The organism is Pyxidicoccus xibeiensis (genome assembly GCF_024198175.1).
In the GTDB taxonomy this organism is placed as follows: Bacteria; Myxococcota; Myxococcia; order Myxococcales; family Myxococcaceae; genus Myxococcus; species Myxococcus xibeiensis.
The window spans coordinates 210,765-230,403 of record NZ_JAJVKV010000016.1; the positions used below are offsets into that span (position 1 = coordinate 210,765).

Sequence of the window (19,639 nt, forward strand, 5' to 3'; positions counted from 1 at the left end):
CCGTGTTCCAGCTCGAGGTGGACCGGCGGCACGCCATCGTGGACTTCATCCTGGACGGGTACCTCCGCGTGGAGGAGATGCAGCGCTTCGTGGCGCAGCTGAGGGCGGCGACGGAGTCGCTGCGGGGGCGGGACATCAAGCTGAAGGCGGACCTGCGCACCTTCAAGCCGGTGTCACCGGAGGCGGCGGACCTGCTGCGCCGCGCGCAGGAGTACGGGCTGCGCTGCGGTGTGGTGCGGGTGGCGGAGCTGGTGGAGAGCCAGATTGTCTCGCTGCAGTTGCAACGCATTGCCCGGGAGAGCCGGGCGGACCGGGTGCTCAAGCGCTTCTGGCAGGAGTCGGCCGCGCGCCAGTGGCTCATCCACGGTGACGCGGGCGCGGGTGTGCACCCGGGGGCGTGAGGCCTTCACGCCTCCCGAAGCGTCAGCCCCGGAGGCCCTCGGCGAAGGGCCGGCTGATGGAAGACGCCGGCACCGAGCGCGCCTCCTTCCAGGTGGCGAGCTGCTGCGAGACGAAGCCCCGCGTGGGCACCAGGATGGCGCCCCGGCTGCGCAGCGCCAGCTCCAGGGCCAGCGCATGGCGGCGCCGCATGGGAGCACTGACGAGCGCTTCGAGCAGGGCCTGCGGAGTGAAGGGCTGCCCCGCGAGGTAGCGCTGCTTCACGTCCAGCTTCTGGCGCGTCTCCTGCCACCACGCCGTCACGGTGTCGGGCTGGGGCAGCGGCAGCGAGTCCTCCGGCTTCGCCGACAGGTCCGCGTCGAGGTCGTCCTCCTCCAGGGGAGGAAGCGCGTCGTCCTCTTCTTCCCGCACGGCCGCGTACTGCTCCACGAGGCGCAGCCCGGTGATGGCGGAGAAGGCCTCGCCCGCGAGCGCCGCCACGGGCTTCTGCCGCATCAGCTCCACGCAGGCGTCGGCGGCGGCCATGCGGCCACTGAAGCCGAGCGCCCACAGCACGTCCCGCTGGAGCTTCGCGTCCGGGAGCAGCTCCAGCAGCCGCTTCACGTCGCGCTCGTCCCCGCTCATGCCCAGCAGCAGCAGGGGCAGCCGGCCGCCGGGCGTGCGGGACTCGGCCACGGCCTGGCACGCGGCCCAGGCGCTGCGGTGGCCTCCCAGCAGCCCCGCGACGATGGCGGCGTCACGCAGCGCGGGCTCGCCCGAGTCCAGCGCGCGCTGAAGCACGGAGGAGTCCAGCGGCAGCCGGGCACGGCTGGCGGCGCGAAGGGCGGCGGCGGCCACCTGCGGCTCCGGGTGCGCGAGGAACGGCGTGCACAGCGGCGCCGTGGTCAGCCCGTGCGAGCCCAGCGTGTCGAGCACCAGGGCGAACAGCTCCGGCAGGCCATCCTCCTTCTTCAGGAGTGACGGCAGGTCCGCGGGAATGGCGGCAGGGGAGGACAGCTCGAGGGCGCGCCGGAGTGCAACGAGCGCGGGAGGCTCGGCCACGGGAAGCGCGGCGAGCACCGCGGCGGGGCCGGAAGGCTCCTCGGCGCCGAGCAGCGCGAGGGCCGCCGCGACGACGCGCTCGGGCTCGTCCGCCAGCGCGGGCACCAGCAGGCGCTTCGCGACGGGCTCACCGCCCAGCACCAGCGCATCCACGTGCGCGGCGACCGGCTCCTCCAGCTCCGCCACTTCCTCCAGCGTGTAGTCAGGCGCGTCGAGCGCCTTCTCCCGCTGCGTCCACCGGAACGCGCCTTCGTTGAGGTGCTCCTCGTAGATGTCCCAGCGCAGCGTCCGTCCGGAGTGCTCGGCCATGGCGGGCTAGTTGATCTCCACGGAGCCACCCTTGATGCGGTGGGTGCCGGTGGCGCGGGATTCGAGGTAGGTGCCCTTCACGATGACCTTGCCGTTGCGGCGCAGGGTGATGCTGGCCTCGCCGCACTTGAGGACGATTTCGTCCTGGCCCTCGATGACCACGCGCTTGCCGTCCACGTGGGCCTCGGTGGGAGCCCGTGCCTCTTCGGGGGGCGCGTTCAGCAGGGAGTCCAGCAGGGGCGTCGGGCTGGGCTCCTGGATGAGGCCCATTACGAAGGGCAGGCGCGGGTCGCCGTTCTCGAAGAGGAGGACGACCTTCTGCTTCTGGGCCACGGCGGCCTGGAGCGTCTTCGCATCCACTGCCACGGCGAGCCGGGCGCGCACGGGGCCCGTGGTGTTGCCGGGGAAGTCGACGAGGACGGCGCCCGAGGCATCGAGCCCGGCGAGCTGGCCTCCGCGACTGCCGAGGATGGGCTCCGGGGTGTGCAGCTCCGGGGCGAGGGGCTTCCTGTCGGGAGGTGCGCTCATGGAGTGGCTTCCAGCGTGCGGGGGCCTAGACGTCGTGGTCGCAGACGAGGCACTTGGGTTTGCCCGGTCCATCACCGCTGGCCATGACGGGCCCCTGGATGACGGGGAAGGGGGGCGTGTTCTTGTCGTTGTGGAGCATCAGGTCCATGGCGCGCGCCACATTCTTTCCCTCGAACTTCACGTCGAAGGAGAAGTTGACGAACTCGGCCTTGCCCTTGGTCTTGCTGGAGGCTACGCCGCCACCGGCGGTGCCCGCCTCGTCGCCGGTGCTCGTCTTGAAGTTGGAGTCCTTCACGCACACCGGGTTGCCGGCCACGGACACCTTCTTGGTGCCCTTATCGGTGTCCGAGGACTGGGCGATGTTGGGGTACGGAATGGGCACGGGCCCGGCGGGGCTGGGCGTCTTGCACACGTCCGGGAAGGCCGTGGTGATGCCGCCGCTGTCCTTGGTCACCACGGACATCTTGTTCACACCGGTATTGACGGGCATGGCGTCCACCTCCAGAGGGGACAGTCTACTCCCTCGGGACGACGCTGCGCGAGCCGGGTCGGGCCAGGTCCCCGGAGTCATGGAAGCCCGGAGAGCCTGGGGCCGTGACAACGAGCGCGGCCCGTGCGCCCTCGTCCGAGCTGCAGGCGAGCAGGAGCTGTGGGCCCGCCGCGTACCCGCGCGCGAAGGCGCGCACGGCGATACAGAGCTGGAAGAAGCCCGTGGCGCAGCCCACGTCTCCGAAGCTGAGGGCTGGCAGCCATCGTGGCAGCTGCCCGATGCGCGGAAACGCCTGGCTGCTCCGGAGCAGCGCATGACCCCAGTCCAGGGCGCGCCCATCCTGCCCGTTGAGGTCGTGGATGAGGACACAGGCCTCCTCGTCCCTCTCGGGGTTGCGCTCCAGGACGTCGCGGAGGGTGCGCGCCAGGACCTCTCCGGGGGCGGGGCTCTCGTCGGCTTCCTCCTCTCCCCAGGACAGCGGCCCGAGCAGCGCCAGCGGAGGCTGCTGCGGCTCACGAGCGCGGGAGGGCCGGCCGAGGGCCACGAATGCGGCGCCCTCGCCGGGCATCAGCCCGGTGGGCCGCTCGGGTGTCTTGAGCCTCCCGGTGCCATCCAGCCACTCCAGCGTGGGGGTCTCCAGGAAGCTGTCGACGCCGCCCACCACGCAGAGCTCCGCCTGCCGGTTGTCCAGCATGGACTCGGCCTGGAGGAGCGCTTCGCCCACGCCCGCATGCCCGCCATGCACGAAGCGCAGCGCTGCTCCGCGCAGCGCCGTGGCATGAGGGGGCCGAGCATGCCCGCGAAGACATCTCCTTCCCGGGCGCCGGGCGTGCTGCTTCCAGCGCGGCCCAGGTGCGCGAGCAGCAGCGGGCGCTCATCGCTCGTGGGCAGGTTGATGAGCACCGCGATACGCGAGGCAGGCACGTCTCCCGGAGACCACCGTGTGAGCAAATCCTCGAGCGCCAGCAACGCGAGGTAGCACAGCCGGGCGAAGCCCTCGAAGCCCTGGACCTCGGCACAGGGATGGCCAGAGACGACGGCGGGCTCCTCCCCGTCCATGCCGGAGAAGAGTGGCAGCGAGCCGGGCCGGACCAGCCCCGCTCGTGCCGCGGCGCAGGCCGTCACCGCGTCGCCCAGCGAGGACGCCATGCCGATGCCGGTGACGGCGAGTCTCCGGATGGACGGCTTCGCGGGGCCGCTCACAGGTCCTCCTCGGTGAGGCGGGTCTGTCCGAGCAGCCAGGGCACCGCCGAGAGCGTCGCCGGGGGTGGCTGGAGCACGAGTCCTGGCAGCAGCGGCCGGAGCTCGGATGGGAGTGAGAGGCCGGCCTCACCCGCGAGCCGGAGCAGGGCGAGCCCCTCCAGCCAGACGTGACGGGTGATGCCAGACGAGAAGGTGGAGCCGGGCGCGGCCGGGTCGGCCCGGGTGGCGGCCACCGTCTCGTTCCAGGTCCGGAAGGCCTCGTCGAAGGCAGGCCCGTCCCCACGGGCGAGCGCACGAAGCGTGTCCGTGCGCGGGCTCGGCTCGCCCAGGAAGTCATCGATGTCCTGGCACAGGCGCTCCAGGTCCACGGCCTCTCCCCGGCCCACGCGGGAGCGCAGGTACTCCTGGAGGAAGAAGGCGCCGAGGAACTCGTCCTCGTACTCTGGCACCGTCGGCTCCCGGGCCGAGAGCTCCGCCAGCTCGAGCGCCAGGTCCATCCGCCCGCAGGCGATGGCGCTCAGCAACGCGTCATTCATCGAAGCGGGGACGCGGTGGCCCTCGGCCCGGGCGTGGGTGAGCAGCTGGCGCCAGTTCATCGCCGCGCACAGCAGGTGCGCATGGAAGCCTGGCACGTCGCACTCCACCAGCAGCTTCCCGTAGGCGACCATCTTCAGCGCCAAGCCCCAGGTGCGGTGGTGCTCGAGCCGCTCGTCCCAGGGGGCCGCCGGGTCGAAGTCCGCGGAGGTCTGGACGAGGTACTGCCTGCCGACATCCATATACGATGCCAGGCTGCGCATGTGGCCCCCTGCTCAGTACAGCGCGCTGTTGAACTCCTCGGGAGCAACGAAGAGCATCCCGGTCAGCTTCTTCTTCTCGATGGCCCGCTTGAGCGTCTCGCTGACCAGCGGATAGTGAGGGACGCCGGTGAGCCGGAAGAGGTGAAGGCCGGGGGGAATTGCTTCCATCCGCAGGACGAGCTTTTCCAGCCGCGTGACGAGCGAAGGAATCAGCGCACTGTTCGTGTAGATGGAGGCCTCGCGGTCCATGGCATCCACGGGCTGGAGGATGTTGGCGATGCAGTAGTCAGCGCTGGCGAGCTTCCCCCGGTGGTTGTGGATGAGGATGGGGAGGTACTCGACGTTGTCGCAGCCGGCCTCGTCGAAGGTGGTCTTGAGCGCCTTGGACGCGATGGTGATGCTGAGGGTGGTGGCCTGCAGGTCATAGAGCTTGCGGGCCTTGGGGAACTCCGGGTCCATCGGGAACACGGCAGGGGACGGAAACCAGTCCTTGAGGGGCACGCCCTCACGGAACCTGAACAGCTCATCTTTGATGGATTCAGGCGGGTCCGACAGGACGGCATTGTCCTCAACGTCCCCGTTTTCGACGAAAACGAAGTAGCGCATCGGGGTCAATGGAGCTTCTGCCGGGGCTTCTTGCCCACGTCGCGGGTGTACATGAACATTATCGTTTCGAGGTCGTGCAGCTCCTTCTCTATCATCTTGGCCGCCTCCTTGTGGTCGCGCTGGTTCTTCACGATGTCATCCAGCGTGGCCTTCAGTGTGACCATCTCTCTTTTGATCTTCTTGTCGTATTGGGTGTGCCCGGAGGAATGGTACGGGAGCTTGTGGACGGGCGTGTCGATGGGCTCCTGGGGAAGGAAGATGATGTTCCGGCCATCGTTGATGTCGTAGTCGCTGCGGAGGATGACCTTGATCTGCGCCAACGTGAGGTACTTGTAGAAGACGTTGGTGGAGAGCAGGTGGTGGGCCTCCCACGGGTAGGGCAGGGTGACGCCGATGACGCTCGACCGCTTGTTGAACTCCTTGCTGACGTAGAGGACGCTCGTCTTGCGTCGGTAGTAGCGGCGCAGGTCGGGGTCTTTCTCCTGCTTGTAGCGTGCCTCCACCTCCGCGTAGGTACCGAGGGCTGGGGTCGGATAGAGCTGATAGAAGTTGGGCCGGTGGTCGGCGTGGAAGAACTGGTGCTCGGGGAAACGCGTTTCTTCTCCCTTGTAGATGTCGCGTGCGTCGTCCGCGCCTGAGCCGATGTAGTTCCAGGCGTTCCACGCGTAATACGACTGGACGTAGGCCTGCTTGAGCTTGCCTTCGTCGAACGTATAGAGGTGCCGCCCTGGGGCGAGGTTTCCGCGAATCAGTTTCTGGCTGCTGAGATGTTCGGGCTTCTGGTTCGCGCTGGAGGCCGCGGGGCCGGGTGTGCTTTTCAGGGTTCTTGAGGCGCAGGGCGTAGACGCGCTGGATGAACTTCTCCTCGCGCGTCATGTTCTTCTTCGTGCGCTTGACCATTGCGGCCCCCCCCGGGTCCGTGCTGTCTGCGATTGTAGTGGTTCCTGCCAGCGACAGCCAATGGAGCCCTCTCAGGGCTTCTTCGGCTTGGACACGCCCTCGGCGGTGACCTTCAGACCGCGCACGTCATGGAGGCCCTCGCTCAGCACCACGTGCCCGCGCCAGAGCAGCAGTACGTGCTCCGCATCCGTGTCGAGGATGATGGTGTCCAGGTGCATCGCAGGCTGTGCGTCCTCGCCGCTGGCCAGCGCCACGGTGACCACCGGGGCCGCCTGGCCGGGCAGCGGGAAGGACAGCCGGCCCTTCGGCGAGGCACCCGCGATGATGACGGGCTCGTTGCCCTTCAGGTAGCCCGGCGCGACGAGGCCCGGCGCGGCGGCGTTGAAGAAGCGCCGGTCGAAGTCCTTGGGCAGCAGCGGCTTGCGCGTCTTGTTCCACGCCTCGTCGTAGGTGCCCGCATACTTCGCGCGCGGCTGCCAGTGTGGTGACGTGAAGCCAAAGCCCGCGGGCGTCACCCTCTGGCCGAACTCGCGCAGTGGCTCCACGGGGTCCTCCAGGTTGGGCAGCTTCAGCCCCTCGTCGAAGTGGCGCGGGCTGGCGCGGAAGCCCGTGCCCACGGGGTTGCGCGGCTCGAAGGCGGGCTTCGCCGCGTCCGTCCTGTCCCACCCGCCGAAGGCGCGCTCCCAGGTGAGGGGCAGCTTGTCGAAGGGCAGTGGCTTCGTCGCGGCGACGTGGCCCATGCTCCGGTACCACGTCCGCTCGCCCACCACGCGTACGGCCTTCTTCAGCGCTCCGACCTGGAGGGCCACCAGCGTCTCGGTGGCGCCCTTCTGGGACGGGTATGCGTGGCCGAGGAGCACCACGTCCGTGGCGGGCTTGATGAAGGCGACCTCCGGCTCGTACTTGTCGCTGGACTCGCCGGGCTTGCCCCACGGCTGGCCACTCCACTTCACCGGGACCTGCTCATCGGCGAGCTTCAACGCGGAGTCACCGAAGGCGTAGGTGGCCTTCACTACGAGAAGCAGCAGCGGCCGCCCCTCCTCGTCGGCGAGGCCCATCAGGTCGAAGGCGAAGGGGGTCTCGTTCTCGAGAGTGGGGTGTCCCATGCGGACCTGGCACTGTAGCACCCACCGGGCCGTCTCAGGCCCAGCCCACCGCCAGCAGCCCGGCCAGCCCCGCGTACAGCGGCACGTTGAGCGCCAGCGTCAGCCGGTTGATACGGCGGAAGCGCGCCTGCTCCTCGTCCGCGAACCAGATGCCCTCGTCGCCGGTGGTGCGTCCCTCCACCGCGTGGAAGAACAGCGCCGCGTAGGCCACCTCGACGAACAGGCTCACCAGCACCAGCAGCACCAGCGCCAGCGCCCACATCTCCACGGGGCCCAGCGTCCCCGTCCACCGCGCGCGGCCCCAGGCGAGCCCGCCCAGCACCAGGACGATGCACGCCACGTCATGCGCCACGCCATACGGGGGCCGCCAGCTCTTCGTCACGTAGAGCAGGTACAGCTCCGCCGCGCCGCGCAGCCACATGAAGGCGGCGAAGGCGCCCAGCACCGCACGCGCCTCCAGCGGCACCGCCGCGTCCGCCGCCACCAGCGGGCAGACGAGGAACCAGAGGAACACCGCGTAGAAGAGCCAGGCCACCTTCGGCCCGGAGATGCGCCCGCCTCGCGCGCCCTTCGCGTTCTGCGCGCGGCGGAAGAAGAGCGCGGCCACGGCGCAGGCCAGGGCGAGCACGGTGAGCAGGACGCGGGTGTGGACGGAGAGCATCACCGGGGCGGGGGATAGTGGTGGGGGAAGTGCGCCACGTACCACTCGCGCAGCCGGGGCAGGTGCTCCAGGGCCACCTGCGGGTGCAGGTGGTGCACCACGTGATAGCCCACGTTGCGAGGCGCCAGCCCCAGCCGTCCCCGCCACCCCAGCCCGTGGTCCGACGTCACCGCGAGCACGTCCTCCATCGTGCGCCCGCGCGCCTCCACCGGCGTGTGCTCGGCCAGCAGCCGGTGCGCGTTGAGCGCCGCGGCCACCCCCAGCGGCAGCCCGTAGCCCCAGCCCACCGCCGCCGGCCAGTGCCACGCCAGCGCCAGCACGCCCAGGTGGAAGAGCACCTGCCCGGCCTCCGAGCGGGCACACGCGAGCACCTCCTCCGCGTCCGGGGGCGCTTTCACCGCGCCCGCCTGGAGGAACACGCGCGCATACGCGCCGCGCAGCGCGGGCACCCCCCACGCGAGCAGCCCCACCGGCCCGCGCAGCATCCAGAAGGGCAACACGCCCATGAACAGGAGCCAGGTGACGCCCAGGCGCCAGCCCCGGTGCGGGCGGCGGCGGTACGGGTCCGTGGGCAGGCCCGCGTCGTGGTGGTGGCGCAGGTGGTGGTAGCGCGTGGACTCCCAGGTGCTGGCCACCGGGTAGCCGGTGAGGACCTCCAGCAGCCGCAGCCCCGGGCCCTTGTGCCGCGCGCTCAGGTGGACGGCGTCGTGGAAGATGACGCCCAGCGCGTGGATGCGCGCGCCGAGCACGAGCACCGCCAGCGGCGCCACCGGCGGCCACAGGGCCATGGCCAGCCAGCACGCGCCCATCCACGCCCACTCGACGGCGGCCAGCCGCAGCAGGCCGGGCACGGTGGCCCGCACCAGCAGTGCGCGCGGCACCGCGGCGCGTCGTGGGAGCGAGGCGGGAAGAGGAGCGAGCAGGGAAGGGGACGTGCCCGGGGCTTGCAGAGACGCGCGCATGAAATGGACGGACGCGCAGGTGAGCACATCCGGGGAGGGCTGTTGCAAGCCCCCCGCCGGAATGGACACTCCGCCAGCGGCGGGGCACGCTCGGGGCAGCTGCCCGGGCTCTCGCCAAGGCGCGCGTCACACGGGGCCGGAGGCGACATCCCATGAGTGCTGGACCTGGCGGGAACCTGGCTGCACAGGTGTATGCCCCGCTGCACACGACACCGCGCGTCGAGCGCTGGGGCTGGACGTGGCCCCGGTGGAATGACGCGCGCCTGCCCTTCGCCGGGCTGCTCACGCTCTACGGCGTGCTGGGCTTCACCTTCTTCGGCTTCAACCGCAGCCCGTGGCAGATGGCCACGATTGTCGTCACCGGCAGCCTGCTGGACATGGCGCTCGGGTGGTTGCTGAAGCGCGAGAAGGTCGTCCCGCTGAGCGCGTACATCTCCTGCTGCTCGCTGGCGCTGCTGCTCAACTACTCGCACTCCAGCTGGCTGCTGTTCCTGCCGGTGTGGCTGGCCATCGGCTCCAAGTACGTGCTCACCTTCCAGGGGCGGCACGTCTTCAACCCGTCGATGTTCGCGGTGGCCACGTCGCTGCTGCTCACGCGCGAGCTCATCACCGCCGCGCCTGCGTACCAGTGGGCCAACGGTGAGGTGGCGCTGTCCGCCTTCATCGTCATGGCGGCGCTGGTGCTCTTCTTCTTCCGCGTGGGGCGGGGCTGGCTGGTGGTCAGCTTCCTGGGCTTCTACGCGCTGCAGACGGCGGCGCGCGCGTACGTCATGCGCCACCACCTGCCGCCGGAGGTGCTCTTCCTCGGCACGCTGGGCGCGCCCTCCTTCTTCATCTTCGTCTTCTACATGCTCACCGACCCGGCCACCTCGCCGGGCACTCGGCGCGGGCAGGTGCTGCTGGCCCTGGCGGTGACGGTGGTGGACGCGGTGCTGCACTTCAAGGAGAGCGTCTACACGTTCTTCTACGCGGCCCTCACCGTCGCCACCCTGCGCTTCCTCTTCCTCCATGCACGCGCGGCCTGGCAGCGCGGCGTGTTCGAGCACCTGAAGGGCCTGCTGTCTCCCGCGTGGCTGAAGCGCGCGGCCGTGGTGGGCGGGCTGGGCGCCGTCATGGTGGTGGGCTACTCGGTGGCCGCCGCGCCGGGTGCGCGCACGGCGCCGCTTGCCTTCAAACTGGAGCGGCTGGACGCGGCGTCGGTGGGGCTGGGCTCCACCATGGGGCGCACCCTGGACGAGCTGGACCCGCGATTGGCGCACGTCTCCAAGTGGCTGGTGGCGGTGGGCGACGCGGTGGCCACGGGCGACTACGACGGGGACGGGAAGCTGGACCTGTTCCTCTCGCACCCGCTGGCCACGCCCGAGCACCACGCCGGCCTCTACCGCAACCTGGGCGACTTCCGCTTCGAGCGCGTCGCGGTGCCCGCGCTGGAGCGCTTCGCCACCCGCTACAAGGAAGAGGGGCTGGCGGGCGGCGGCACCTTCGTGGACTGGGACGGGGACGGAGACGCGGACCTCGCGGTGGCGGTGGCCTTCGGGCCGGTGCGCCTGCTGCGCAACACGCTGCGCGAGACTGGCGTCGCGGGCTTCGAGGACGTGACGGTGGCGGCGGGGGTGGCGGACCACGCGGTGAGCCTGGGCCTCACCTTCCTGGACTACGACCGCGACGGGCACCTGGACCTGCTGGTGCTGAATGCGATGACGACGCACCTGCCGGACTACGCGCCGCCGGTGCCGCTCAACCTCTTCCGCCTGCCGGACGCCGAGCACCCTGGAGACAGGCGCATGTTCCGCTTCATGCACGACGGCTGGCACGACGCGGACAACGGCGGCCTCAAGGCGCTCTACCGGGGCCGGGGCGACGGCACCTTCCAGAAGCAGGACGCCGCCGCGCTGGGCCTGGGCGACACGCGCTGGTCGCTCGCGGTGAGCACGGTGGATATGAACCGCGACGGCTGGACGGACCTGTACGTGGCCAACGACTTCGGTCCGGACGACGTGTACCTCAACGAGGCCGGGCGCCGCTTCCGCCGCGTGGCGGGCCGCCTCTTCGGGGAGATTGGGAAGGACACGTACAAGGGCATGAATGCGTCCGTCGCGGACTTCGACCGCAACGGGTGGCTGGATGTCTACGTGTCCAACGTGCACCACTCGCTGCAGGCGGAGGGCAGCCTGCTGTGGATGCTGGGGCCGGGGAAGGAGCCCTTCGTCCCCACGTTCCGCGACGAGGCCACCTTCCGGGGCGCGCTCAACGAGCGGCGCTTCGGCTGGGGCGCGGCGGCCGGCGATTTGGACAACGACGGCTGGCCAGATTTGGTGCAGGCCAACGGCATGGTGGATGACCGGCTGGACGGGAAGGAGTGGCGCATCCCCGACGGCCAGCGGAAGGACTACTGGTACGTCAACCACAAGCTGATGCAGTCCGGGCCGGAGATGCACACGTACGCGGACAAGTGGGGCGACATCCGCGGGCGCACCATCTACCCGAACGAGGCGCGGCGCGCGTACCTCAACCTGGGCGACGCGAAGCCGGGGCACTTCGTGGACGTGGCGCGGGAGCTGGGTGTGGAGGAGCCGGAGAACTCGCGCGGCGTGCTGCTGGCGGACCTGGACGGGGATGGCGACCTGGACACGCTCATCACCAACCAGCACGCGCCGGTGTCCGTGTATCGCAACACGCTGCGGGACGGGGCGACCCCGGCCGCGCACTTCGTGGGCCTGTCACTGGTGGGCAATGGCACGGGCACGCACCGGAGCGCGGTGGGCACGCGCGTCGTCGTCTCCTATGACGAGGGCGGCCGGCGCGTGGAGCAGGTGCGCGAGGTGGGGCTGATGGGAGGCTTCTCCGCGTCGGCGGACCCCCGGCTGCACTTCGGCCTGGGGCGGCACGCGGGGCCGGTGACGGCACAGGTGCACTGGTATGGCGGCGGCGTGCAGCAGGTGACGCTGGAGCCGGACCGCTACCACGAGCTGCGGCAGCCGGCGGATGCCTCGGCGCTGCGCGGGAGCGCCCAGCCATGATGTCGTCGCTCAAGGGCTCCACGGTGCGGCGGGAAGCGCTGACGGAGGCGCAGCGGGCGCAGATGCTGGCGCTGATGCAGCTCTGCTACGCGGGCGTTTCGCCGGAGCGGTTCACGGAGGACCTGGACGGCAAGCAGTACGTCATCCTGCTGCACGCGCGGCGGGGCGCGGAGCTGGTGGGCTTCAGCACGCTGCGCGTCGCGGAGGAGCGGGCCGGTGGACAGGTGGTGGAGGTGGTGTACTCGGGCGACACCGTCATCCATCCGGACTGGTGGGGGCACAAGGTGCTCCAGGTCTGCTTCGGGCGCTTCCTGCTGTCGCGCAAGCTGCGCCACCCGCTGCGTCCGCTGCACTGGCTGCTGTTGAGCGCCGGGTTCAAGACGTACCTGCTCGCGGTGAACTACTTCTGGCGGACGATGCCGCGGCGGGACTGGACGCCTCCGTCCGGGCGCGCGGACTTCCTGCGTGAGCTGGCGACCCGCTGGTTCGGCGCGCAGTACGACGCGGGGCGGGGCACCCTGCGCTTCGACGGGGCGCACTACCGCGTGCGGGACGGCATCGCGCCCATCGACCGCGAGGCCGCCGCGCACCCGCACATCGCCTTCTTCGCCGAGCGCAACCCCGGGCATGCCGACGGCGAGGAGCTGGTGTGCCTGGTGGAGATCCGCTGGTGGGACCTCACCCGGGCGCTGGGGCGCAGCGTCGTCAAGCAGCTCCGGGGCTGGGCAAAGCGCGGGCTGCGCCAGGTGGGCGTCCGCGCGGGGACGTGAGGAGGGGCGTGCGGTGAGTGCATCCTCCATGCCGTCAGCGAGGCTGCTTCGCGGCGCGCCCCGCCCCCCGGCCCTGGTGCCTGGAAGGAACGTTCATTCCACGTGGCGTCGTGCCCCGGCCGGGTCGGCAGGCTGGAAGGAACGTTCCTTCCGCGCGGCCCGGTGCCAGGGCCTGCTCCAGGCAGCTCTGTCATGGAATGGGACGCCGGGGGCCACGCCGTGAGGGCCTCCTCCGTGATGCTCGGAGGGCTGCGCGCCGCGCTGGCCCCGTCCGCGCTGCGCTTCCATCGCGCGCTCCACGTCCCGGAGGCGGCACAGGCGGAATGCCTGTCCCGGGTGCTCCAAGCTGTCTCGGGCAGCCAGCAGGCCGCGCGCCTTCCGGGCTTCGACCGCATCCGGACTCCGCGCCACTTCCAGGATGCAGTGCCACTGGCCTCCCCGGATGCCGTCGCGCCGGACGTGGAGCGAATCGCGGCCGGCGCGCCCCGCGTGCTCACCCACGAGCCGGTACTCCGCTTCGAGCCGTCCGGAGGCTCCTCGGGCGCGAGCAAGCTGGTGCCGATGACGCAGGGCCTGCTCTCCGAGTTCCAGGCCGCCCTCTCCCCCATGCTCTTCGAGCTGCTCCACCGCAGGCCCGCGCTGCGCACCGGCCCGAGCTACTGGTCCATCTCCCCCATGGGCGCGAAGCAGGGACGGACCTCCGGAGGACTCCCCGTTGGCAGCATGGAGGACAGCGCCTACTTCTCTCGTGCGCTGCGGCCGCTGCTCGCGCGGGTCTTCGCCGTGCCCGGCATCGTGGGTGCCCTGCCGGACGTGGAGTCCTGCCGCTACGTGACGCTGTGGCACCTCGTCGCGCGCGAGGACCTGACGCTCATCAGCGTGTGGAACCCCAGCTTCCTCACCCTGCTCATGGACGCGCTGGTGCGGCACGGCGAGCGACTGGCGGAGGACCTGGAGCGCGGCACCTGCCGACCGCCAGGAGATGACGGAGCCGCGGTGCGCGCCGTCCTCGCCCGCCTGCGCTTCCCCGCGCAGCCCGCGCGCGCCGCCGTGCTCCGCTCCTCCCTGCACCACGGCCTCCAGGCCCGCGAGCTGTGGCCCCGGCTCTCCCTGCTCAGCATGTGGACGGACGCGCAGGCCGCGCACGCGGTGCCCGCCGCGTGCCGCCGCTTCACGGGCGTGGAGGTGCAGGGCAAGGGGCTGCTCGCCACGGAGGGTGTCGTCACGCTGCCCCTCTTCGACACGCCCGCGCCCGTGCTCGCCCTCCGCAGCCACTTCTTCGAGTTCCAGGACCCGGAGCGCCCCGACGCCCGCCCCCGCCTCGCACACGAGCTGGAGCGGGGCCGCACGTACACCGTGCTCCTCTCCACCTCTGGAGGCCTGCTGCGCTACCGCCTGGGAGACCTGGTGCGCGTGGAGGGCTTCCTGCGCGCCACGCCGTGCCTGCGCTTCCTCGGCCGCGCGGACGCCGTCTGCGACCTCGTGGGAGAGAAGCTCTCCGCCACACGCGTGGGCACCGTGCTGGACGCCACGCTGCCGGCCCTCTTCGGCGGCGCACGCCCGGGCTTCGCCATGCTCGCCCCCGAGTGGCCCACCGCCCCGGAGCCCCCCGCCTACCGCCTCTTCCTCGAGACGCCCGCCCCGGACACGAAGCTCACCGAGGCCGCCGCCGCCGTGGAGCGCGCCCTGTGCGAGGGGCACCACTACCGCTATGCGCGCGAGCTGGGGCAGCTCGGCCCGGTGCTCGCCGTGCGCGTCGCGGAAGGGGCGCGTCGCTACGAGGCCCGCTGCATCGCGCTCGGCCAGCGTGCCGGCGACATCAAGCCCATGGACCTGCACCGCCAGCCCGGCTGGTCCGCCCACTTCTCCGGAGCGTCCGCATGAGACAGCCCCTGCAACTGCACCCGCCCCAAGCCCGCCCCACCGCCAACGTGGACCTGGAGGCGGAGGCCGACCTCGCCCGCTGTGGCGCGCTCAAGGACTACTGGTACGTGGCCTGTCTCTCCCCGGAGCTGAAGGCCGGCGAGCCGCTGGCGCGCACCCTCTTCGGCACGGGCGTGGTCCTCTTCCGCGACGAGCAGGGCCGCCCCACCGCGCTGCGAGACAGGTGCCTGCACCGCAATGCGCGCCTGTCGCGCGGCGCCGTGTTCGGCGGCCGCCTCGGCTGCCCGTACCACGGCTGGGTCTACGACGCGTCCGGCGCGGTGGTGGAGGTGCCCTCGCTGGGGCCCACCCAGAAGCACGAGCTGCTGGACGCGGACGCCTGCGCGCGCGAGGGCCTGAAGCCCGAGCCCTGCCAGCTGGGCCGGCTCCAGCGCTTCCCCACGGTGGAGCAGGACGGGCTCGTCTTCGTCTACCTGGGCGGCCCCGACGCGTCGAAGGCGCGCGCCGAGCCCTTCCGCGTCCCGTACCAGGGGCAGGCCGGGTGGACCGTGTACTTCATGGTGACGCGCTTCCCGAACGGGGTGACGAACCTCGTCGAGAACTTCATGGACGTGCCGCACACGCTCTTCGTGCACCCGGGCTGGTTCCGCAAGCCGGCGAGCCGGCGCGTCCCCGCCACCGTGCGGCGCACGGCGGGCAGCGTGCTGGTGACGTACAAGCAGGAGCAGGACACCGTCACCGGGCTGGGGCGCCTGTTCAACCCGCGCGGCCTGCCGCTGGTGCACACGGACAAGTACTACGTGCCCAACGTCACCCGCGTGGACTACCTGTGGGGCGAGCACGGCTTCGTCATCAACTCGCAGTGCACGCCCATCGGCCCCACGGACAGCCTCGTCTACACGGCCATCAGCTACCGGCTCCCGCTGGACGTGCCGGGGGCGCTGGTGGCCCGGGCGCTCAAGCCGCTGGTGCGCTGGTACACGCGGCAGGTCATCCAGCAGGACGTGGTCATCATGGGCATCCAGCGCGAGGGCCTGGGTGACGGGCCCGGCGGCGGCGTCTACTCTGGCACCGAGGCGGACCTGCACCACGCGGACATCGAGGCGTACCGGCGCTGGCTGCTCGAGGGCGGCCACGGCCCGGGCCCCGAGGAGGCCGAGCGCGACATGGCCTTCTGGATTTAGCGGAAGCGCTCCAGCGTCCGGAACAGCTCGTCCAGGTGGAAGGGCTTCGAAATCCACCCCGCGGGTGACAGCTCCTGGAGGCGCTCCTGGTCCCGGCTCGCGGTCATCACCACCACGGGAATGTCGGACAGCTGCTGCTGGCTCACCTGCCGCCGGCGGAACTGGAAGCCATCCATCCCCGGCATCATCAAGTCGAGCAGGATGACGGCCGGCGCGGCATGCGTGGACAGGTAGTCGAGCGCCTTCGCACCCTCGGGGCACCAGACGGGGCGGAAGCCCGCGTCATCCAGCACGTCCAGCAGCGAGTCGGCGATGTCGAAGTCATCTTCGACCAGGAGGACGGTGGGCTTCTCGGGCATGTCCGCGTCCTTCAGTCAGGATGGTACGGCAGCTCGACGACGAAGACGGCGCCGCACTCCGGCTCGCTGCCCACGCGGATGCTGCCTCCATGGGACTCGATGATGCTCCGGGCCATCCAGAGTCCCAGCCCCAGGCCTCCGAAGTGGTTCGATGACGCCGCGCGCTCGAAGCGGTCGAAGATGCGCTCGTGGTGCTCGGTGGCAATCCCGATGCCCTGGTCCTTCACCACGAGCCGCGCGAGCCCGGCGGCCGCCTCCACGTGCACGTCCACGGGCTTGCCCCTTCCGTACTTGAAGGCGTTGGTGAGCAGGTGGTGGAGCACCTGCGACAGGCGCTGGCGGTCCCAGCTCCCGCGCACGGGCCCGTCCGCCACCACGCGGACCTGGCACTCGGACCGCGTCGCCTCGTCCATGGCCCTGGCGACGCTGTCGCGCACCAGCCGCGCCAGGTCCACCTCCGCCCGCTCCAGCCGGAGCGCGCCGCCGCTGACGCGGGACACGTCCACCAGCCCCTCCACCAGCGTGGTGAGCCGCTCCGTGTGGCGGATGGCCTTGTCCAGGCGCTCGCGCAGGCGCTTTCCGCCGTCGCCGGCAGTGGGCAGGGCCACCGCGGGGAGCGACTGGAGCTGGAGCTGGAGGGCCGTCAGGGGCGTCTTCAGCTCGTGGCCGGCAGCGCAGAGGAACTCGTCCCGCGTGCGCAGGGCCTGCAGCAGCTCCTGCTCCACCTTCCGCCGCCGCTCGATTTCATTCTCCAGCGCCTGGGCCCGCTGCTGGAGGAGGGTGACTTCCCGCAGGCGGCAGTCCGGGTCCTCGAGCTGGGAGTAGCTCTCCGCGGGGATGACGTGGGTGTGCGCCCGGCAGACGTCGCGAAACGGCCGCTCGTGACCGGCCTCGCCGAAGGTGCCGAGGGCATAGGTGCACAGCAGCGAGAAGGCGTGCAACCGGGCGAGGTCGTTCCACAGCTCCTCGAGCTCCGCGGCCGCGTCGGGCAGCCCGTCCTGCCACAAGAGGTCCACCATCTCCCCGTAGGCGCGCACCCGGGCTCCGTTGCCCGCGGCCCGGCTCCGCTCGAGCACGCCACCGACGACGTCCTTGAAGCGCTCCCAGTCCGGCCTTCCATCCACCATGAACCGCGACAGCGTCTGCCGCGCGTCGAGCAGGGTGAGCTGCCCGGTGGCACAGGCGGCCTCCACGTCCACCCCCGCCGCCGCGAGCCGCTGGCGCAGGGCCTGCCGGTGGGCCTCGGACGCGATGATGACCGAGGGCTCACCGGCCCGCAGGCCTCCCGCCAGGTACTGCTCGAGGACGTCGAAGAGGAACGACTCGTCCTCGTAGAGCTGGACGACATGCGCGTCCCTGGCCGGCTGGGCGAGCAGCTCCCTTCCAACGTGGTAGCGCGCTTCAGCGTGGGCGGGAGAGGGGCTGGATGAGGGCATGTCCGTCACGGTGTACGGCGTGGAGGGGGCCATCATCCCTCGTGGGACACGATGCCCACCCAGCTTCGAGGGGCGAAGCGCACCGGCGCCTGAGGGACTGTCTGTCAGGCAACCGTGCTCGGCTCTCTTCCTGTACCTGGGTCCAACCTTGATGGCGAGTCCGGGTCCCGTGCAATCAGACCCCGGGGCTTCCGTAGGGGAAGCGACTCCAGCGGCCGGCGGAAGGCAGCAAGCGCGTGTCAGACAGGGCAAGGACCGGCAAGCGATGCCCGCGCGGTGCTGGAAGGCTGTCGCCATGACTCCTCTGCGTCTCCGGGTGTTCCCCTGGCTGTGGCTCCTGCTCGCGCTGGCCTCCGCGTGCCAGTGCAACGACTACACGGTGTGTGACGCCCCGGCGCCGGCGCGCCTCTCGGTGCTGCCGGCGCGGCTGTCGGAGACGGGGCTGTTCGCGGACGTGAAGGCCGGGACGCTCGCGCCCGGCGTGCGTGCCTTCCGGCCCCAGTTCGAGCTGTGGAGCGATGGCGCGGCGAAGCGCCGCTGGGTGGCGCTGCCCGAGGGCGGCCGCATCGACACCTCGGACATGGACGCATGGCGCTTTCCCGTGGGGACGCGGCTGTGGAAGGAGTTCACCCGCGACGGCGTGCGCGTGGAGACGCGGCTGCTGCTCAAGTTCGGGCCCGGTGAGCGGGACTGGGCGGACGGCGCCTATCTCTGGACGGCGGACGGGGCCGACGCGGTGCTCACCCCGGCGGGCGCGAAGGACGTGCTCGGCACGAAGCACGACGTGCCCACCGCGGCGCAGTGTGACGCCTGCCACGGGGGCAGGAGCAGCCACGTGCTGGGCTTCTCCGCCATCCAGCTCGCCCATGACGCCGGGCCCGGTCTGCTGAACCTGGATGGCCTCGTCGCCGAGGGGCTGCTCACCGCGCCGCCCCGCGAGGTGCCGCGAGTCCCGGGCAACGCCACCGAGCGCGCGGCACTCGGGTACCTGCACGCCAACTGCGGCTCCTGCCACAACCTGGCAAGGCCGTCGCAGGGCGGCTCGCGCTGCTTCGCCCCCCAGAACGAGCTCGACTTCTGGCTCCAGGTCGACCGGCTCTCCTCGCCCTCCGCCACGCCCACGTACGCGTCCTTCGAGCGGGGCGTGCAGCCCGGAGCGCCCGAGGACAGCCTGCTCCTCGTGCTGATGGCCCGGCGGGGCCCGGGGGTGCGCATGCCGCCGCTCGCCACCGAGGTGGTGGACCACGACGCGATGGCGCTCCTGCACCGCTGGGTGGAGCAGCTGCCGGAGTAGGTCGCGGCGCGCCCGAAGCGGAATCGGCTCGCCACGGGACGTGGGTGACCCGGTATACGCCTACCGAAGCCGTGGTGACGCAGCTCCAGCAGCGCCACCGGGCTTCCGGGGACAGCGGTTCGTCAGGCATTCCCAGGGGACGGCTCCAGCTCCTTGCCTGGGGGACTTGAGGCCGCATCCTCCGAGGGAGGCCCGGAGCAGGGCAGCTCGAGGGTGAAGGTGGTGCCGAGGCCGACGCGGCTGCCGACGCGGATGGAGCCGCCGAGGGCGGTGAGGATTTCACGCACCAGGTGCAGGCCCAGGCCCAGGCCGCCATAAGCACGCACGGAGACGGCCCGCTCGAAGCGCCCGAAGATGTGGGGCAGCCTGTCGGGGGCGATGCCGATGCCCTCGTCGCGCACGCGCACCCAGGCGGTGCCGTGCTCGAGGCCGGCCGTCAGGTGGATGGGCTTGCCGGCGCCGAACTTGATGGCGTTGGAGAGCAGGTTGATGAGGACCTGGGCCAGGCGGGTGGCGTCCCAGTGGCCGAGGATGGGGCCTTCCTCCACGCGCACCTGGAGGGAGCAGCCTGCACGGGCCAGCGGCTCGCGAAGCCGCTCGGCGACGCGGTGGATGACGGCCGTCAGGTCCACCTGCTCCAGCGTCAAGTCGAGGCGGCCGGCGTGGATGCGGGAGACGTCGAGCAACTCC

The 19,639-nt window shown here is 71.2% G+C and carries 19 protein-coding genes; 6 read left to right on the forward strand and 13 right to left on the reverse strand.

Features of this window, described 5'->3' with window-relative positions; translation table 11 throughout:
* The first annotated feature begins 2 nt into the window (after positions 1–2).
* Positions 3–401, forward strand: coding sequence for an STAS/SEC14 domain-containing protein (locus LXT23_RS42265; RefSeq protein WP_253986163.1), 399 nt, complete (start codon positions 3–5; stop codon positions 399–401).
* A 22-nt stretch (positions 402–423) separates the two neighbouring features.
* On the opposite strand, the gene LXT23_RS42270 is transcribed toward LXT23_RS42265, so the two are convergent.
* The 10 genes from LXT23_RS42270 to LXT23_RS42315 all read right to left on the reverse strand — a co-directional run bounded on the left by LXT23_RS42270 (position 424) and on the right by LXT23_RS42315 (position 8,921).
* Positions 424–1,749, reverse strand: a complete 1,326-nt coding sequence (locus LXT23_RS42270) for a TIGR02270 family protein (RefSeq protein WP_253986164.1) — start codon at positions 1,747–1,749, stop codon at positions 424–426.
* Positions 1,750–1,755: 6 nt separating this feature from the next.
* Positions 1,756–2,277, reverse strand: a complete 522-nt coding sequence (locus LXT23_RS42275) for a DUF6484 domain-containing protein (RefSeq protein ID WP_253986165.1) — start codon at positions 2,275–2,277, stop codon at positions 1,756–1,758.
* A 25-nt stretch (positions 2,278–2,302) separates the two neighbouring features.
* Entirely contained in the window at positions 2,303–2,767 is a 465-nt protein-coding gene (locus tag LXT23_RS42280) for a DUF4150 domain-containing protein (RefSeq protein ID WP_253986166.1), read from the reverse strand.
* A 25-nt stretch (positions 2,768–2,792) separates the two neighbouring features.
* Positions 2,793–3,491 carry a hypothetical protein gene (locus LXT23_RS42285; RefSeq protein ID WP_253986167.1) on the reverse strand — a complete coding sequence of 233 codons (699 nt, stop codon included), beginning with the start codon at positions 3,489–3,491 and terminating at the stop codon, positions 2,793–2,795.
* A gap of 475 nt (positions 3,492–3,966) precedes the next feature.
* A complete protein-coding gene (locus tag LXT23_RS42290; protein WP_253986168.1) occupies positions 3,967–4,767 on the reverse strand; it encodes an immunity 49 family protein in 801 nt (266 codons plus the stop codon).
* A 12-nt stretch (positions 4,768–4,779) separates the two neighbouring features.
* Positions 4,780–5,373 (reverse strand): imm11 family protein, encoded by a 594-nt coding sequence (locus LXT23_RS42295; RefSeq protein WP_253986169.1) that lies wholly within the window; start codon positions 5,371–5,373, stop codon positions 4,780–4,782.
* A gap of 5 nt (positions 5,374–5,378) precedes the next feature.
* Positions 5,379–5,876: an AHH domain-containing protein gene (locus tag LXT23_RS42300; protein WP_253986170.1), complete on the reverse strand. Its 498-nt coding sequence runs from the start codon at positions 5,874–5,876 to the stop codon at positions 5,379–5,381.
* Positions 5,877–6,344: 468 nt separating this feature from the next.
* Entirely contained in the window at positions 6,345–7,379 is a 1,035-nt protein-coding gene (locus LXT23_RS42305; RefSeq protein ID WP_253986171.1) for a DUF2169 family type VI secretion system accessory protein, read from the reverse strand.
* Positions 7,380–7,413: 34 nt separating this feature from the next.
* Positions 7,414–8,040: a hypothetical protein gene (locus LXT23_RS42310; RefSeq protein ID WP_253986185.1), complete on the reverse strand. Its 627-nt coding sequence runs from the start codon at positions 8,038–8,040 to the stop codon at positions 7,414–7,416.
* The gene (locus tag LXT23_RS42315; RefSeq protein ID WP_253986172.1) at positions 8,040–8,921 is read right to left on the reverse strand and encodes a fatty acid desaturase family protein; all 882 of its coding nucleotides are present in this window, start codon (positions 8,919–8,921) and stop codon (positions 8,040–8,042) included. The genes LXT23_RS42310 and LXT23_RS42315 overlap by 1 nt, the downstream gene beginning before the upstream one ends.
* A gap of 233 nt (positions 8,922–9,154) precedes the next feature.
* On the opposite strand from LXT23_RS42315, the gene LXT23_RS42320 reads away from it, so the two are divergent.
* The 4 genes from LXT23_RS42320 to LXT23_RS42335 all read left to right on the forward strand — a co-directional run bounded on the left by LXT23_RS42320 (position 9,155) and on the right by LXT23_RS42335 (position 15,860).
* Complete coding sequence (locus LXT23_RS42320) at positions 9,155–12,022, forward strand: FG-GAP-like repeat-containing protein (protein ID WP_253986173.1); 2,868 nt, start codon at positions 9,155–9,157, stop codon at positions 12,020–12,022.
* Positions 12,019–12,792: a hypothetical protein gene (locus tag LXT23_RS42325; protein ID WP_253986174.1), complete on the forward strand. Its 774-nt coding sequence runs from the start codon at positions 12,019–12,021 to the stop codon at positions 12,790–12,792. The genes LXT23_RS42320 and LXT23_RS42325 overlap by 4 nt, the downstream gene beginning before the upstream one ends.
* 237 nt (positions 12,793–13,029) lie before the next feature.
* Complete coding sequence (locus tag LXT23_RS42330) at positions 13,030–14,676, forward strand: GH3 family domain-containing protein (protein ID WP_256561702.1); 1,647 nt, start codon at positions 13,030–13,032, stop codon at positions 14,674–14,676.
* Entirely contained in the window at positions 14,673–15,860 is a 1,188-nt protein-coding gene (locus LXT23_RS42335; RefSeq protein ID WP_253986176.1) for an aromatic ring-hydroxylating oxygenase subunit alpha, read from the forward strand. Before LXT23_RS42330 ends, LXT23_RS42335 begins: the two co-directional genes overlap by 4 nt.
* Here the strand turns inward: LXT23_RS42335 and LXT23_RS42340 are convergent.
* Both LXT23_RS42340 and LXT23_RS42345 read right to left on the reverse strand, forming a co-directional pair.
* Positions 15,857–16,219: a response regulator gene (locus LXT23_RS42340; protein WP_253986177.1), complete on the reverse strand. Its 363-nt coding sequence runs from the start codon at positions 16,217–16,219 to the stop codon at positions 15,857–15,859. The two genes, LXT23_RS42335 and LXT23_RS42340, sit on opposite strands and share 4 nt — an antisense overlap.
* Before the next feature lie 11 nt (positions 16,220–16,230).
* The gene (locus LXT23_RS42345) at positions 16,231–17,691 is read right to left on the reverse strand and encodes an ATP-binding protein (RefSeq protein ID WP_253986178.1); all 1,461 of its coding nucleotides are present in this window, start codon (positions 17,689–17,691) and stop codon (positions 16,231–16,233) included.
* 259 nt (positions 17,692–17,950) lie between these two features.
* Here LXT23_RS42345 and LXT23_RS42350 point away from each other — a divergent pair, with 259 nt between their 5' ends.
* Positions 17,951–18,949: a hypothetical protein gene (locus LXT23_RS42350; RefSeq protein ID WP_253986179.1), complete on the forward strand. Its 999-nt coding sequence runs from the start codon at positions 17,951–17,953 to the stop codon at positions 18,947–18,949.
* A gap of 122 nt (positions 18,950–19,071) precedes the next feature.
* Here the strand turns inward: LXT23_RS42350 and LXT23_RS42355 are convergent.
* A partial coding sequence (locus LXT23_RS42355) for a sensor histidine kinase (RefSeq protein WP_253986180.1) occupies positions 19,072–19,639 on the reverse strand: 568 nt, incomplete at its 5' end.

Bases quoted from the DNA above. Each gene is read 5' to 3' on its own strand.
- LXT23_RS42270 (WP_253986164.1), bottom strand. From the start codon at position 1,749: ATGGCCGAGCACTCCGGACGGACGCTGCGCTGGGACATCTACGAGGAG.
- LXT23_RS42275 (WP_253986165.1), bottom strand. From the start codon at position 2,277: ATGAGCGCACCTCCCGACAGGAAGCCCCTCGCCCCGGAGCTGCACACC.
- LXT23_RS42280 (WP_253986166.1), bottom strand. From the start codon at position 2,767: ATGCCCGTCAATACCGGTGTGAACAAGATGTCCGTGGTGACCAAGGAC.
- LXT23_RS42290 (WP_253986168.1), bottom strand. From the start codon at position 4,767: ATGCGCAGCCTGGCATCGTATATGGATGTCGGCAGGCAGTACCTCGTC.
- LXT23_RS42295 (WP_253986169.1), bottom strand. From the start codon at position 5,373: ATGCGCTACTTCGTTTTCGTCGAAAACGGGGACGTTGAGGACAATGCC.
- LXT23_RS42305 (WP_253986171.1), bottom strand. From the start codon at position 7,379: ATGGGACACCCCACTCTCGAGAACGAGACCCCCTTCGCCTTCGACCTG.
- LXT23_RS42310 (WP_253986185.1), bottom strand. From the start codon at position 8,040: ATGCTCTCCGTCCACACCCGCGTCCTGCTCACCGTGCTCGCCCTGGCC.
- LXT23_RS42320 (WP_253986173.1), top strand. From the start codon at position 9,155: ATGAGTGCTGGACCTGGCGGGAACCTGGCTGCACAGGTGTATGCCCCG.
- LXT23_RS42325 (WP_253986174.1), top strand. From the start codon at position 12,019: ATGATGTCGTCGCTCAAGGGCTCCACGGTGCGGCGGGAAGCGCTGACG.
- LXT23_RS42330 (WP_256561702.1), top strand. From the start codon at position 13,030: ATGCTCGGAGGGCTGCGCGCCGCGCTGGCCCCGTCCGCGCTGCGCTTC.
- LXT23_RS42335 (WP_253986176.1), top strand. From the start codon at position 14,673: ATGAGACAGCCCCTGCAACTGCACCCGCCCCAAGCCCGCCCCACCGCC.
- LXT23_RS42340 (WP_253986177.1), bottom strand. From the start codon at position 16,219: ATGCCCGAGAAGCCCACCGTCCTCCTGGTCGAAGATGACTTCGACATC.
- LXT23_RS42345 (WP_253986178.1), bottom strand. From the start codon at position 17,691: ATGATGGCCCCCTCCACGCCGTACACCGTGACGGACATGCCCTCATCC.
- LXT23_RS42350 (WP_253986179.1), top strand. From the start codon at position 17,951: ATGACTCCTCTGCGTCTCCGGGTGTTCCCCTGGCTGTGGCTCCTGCTC.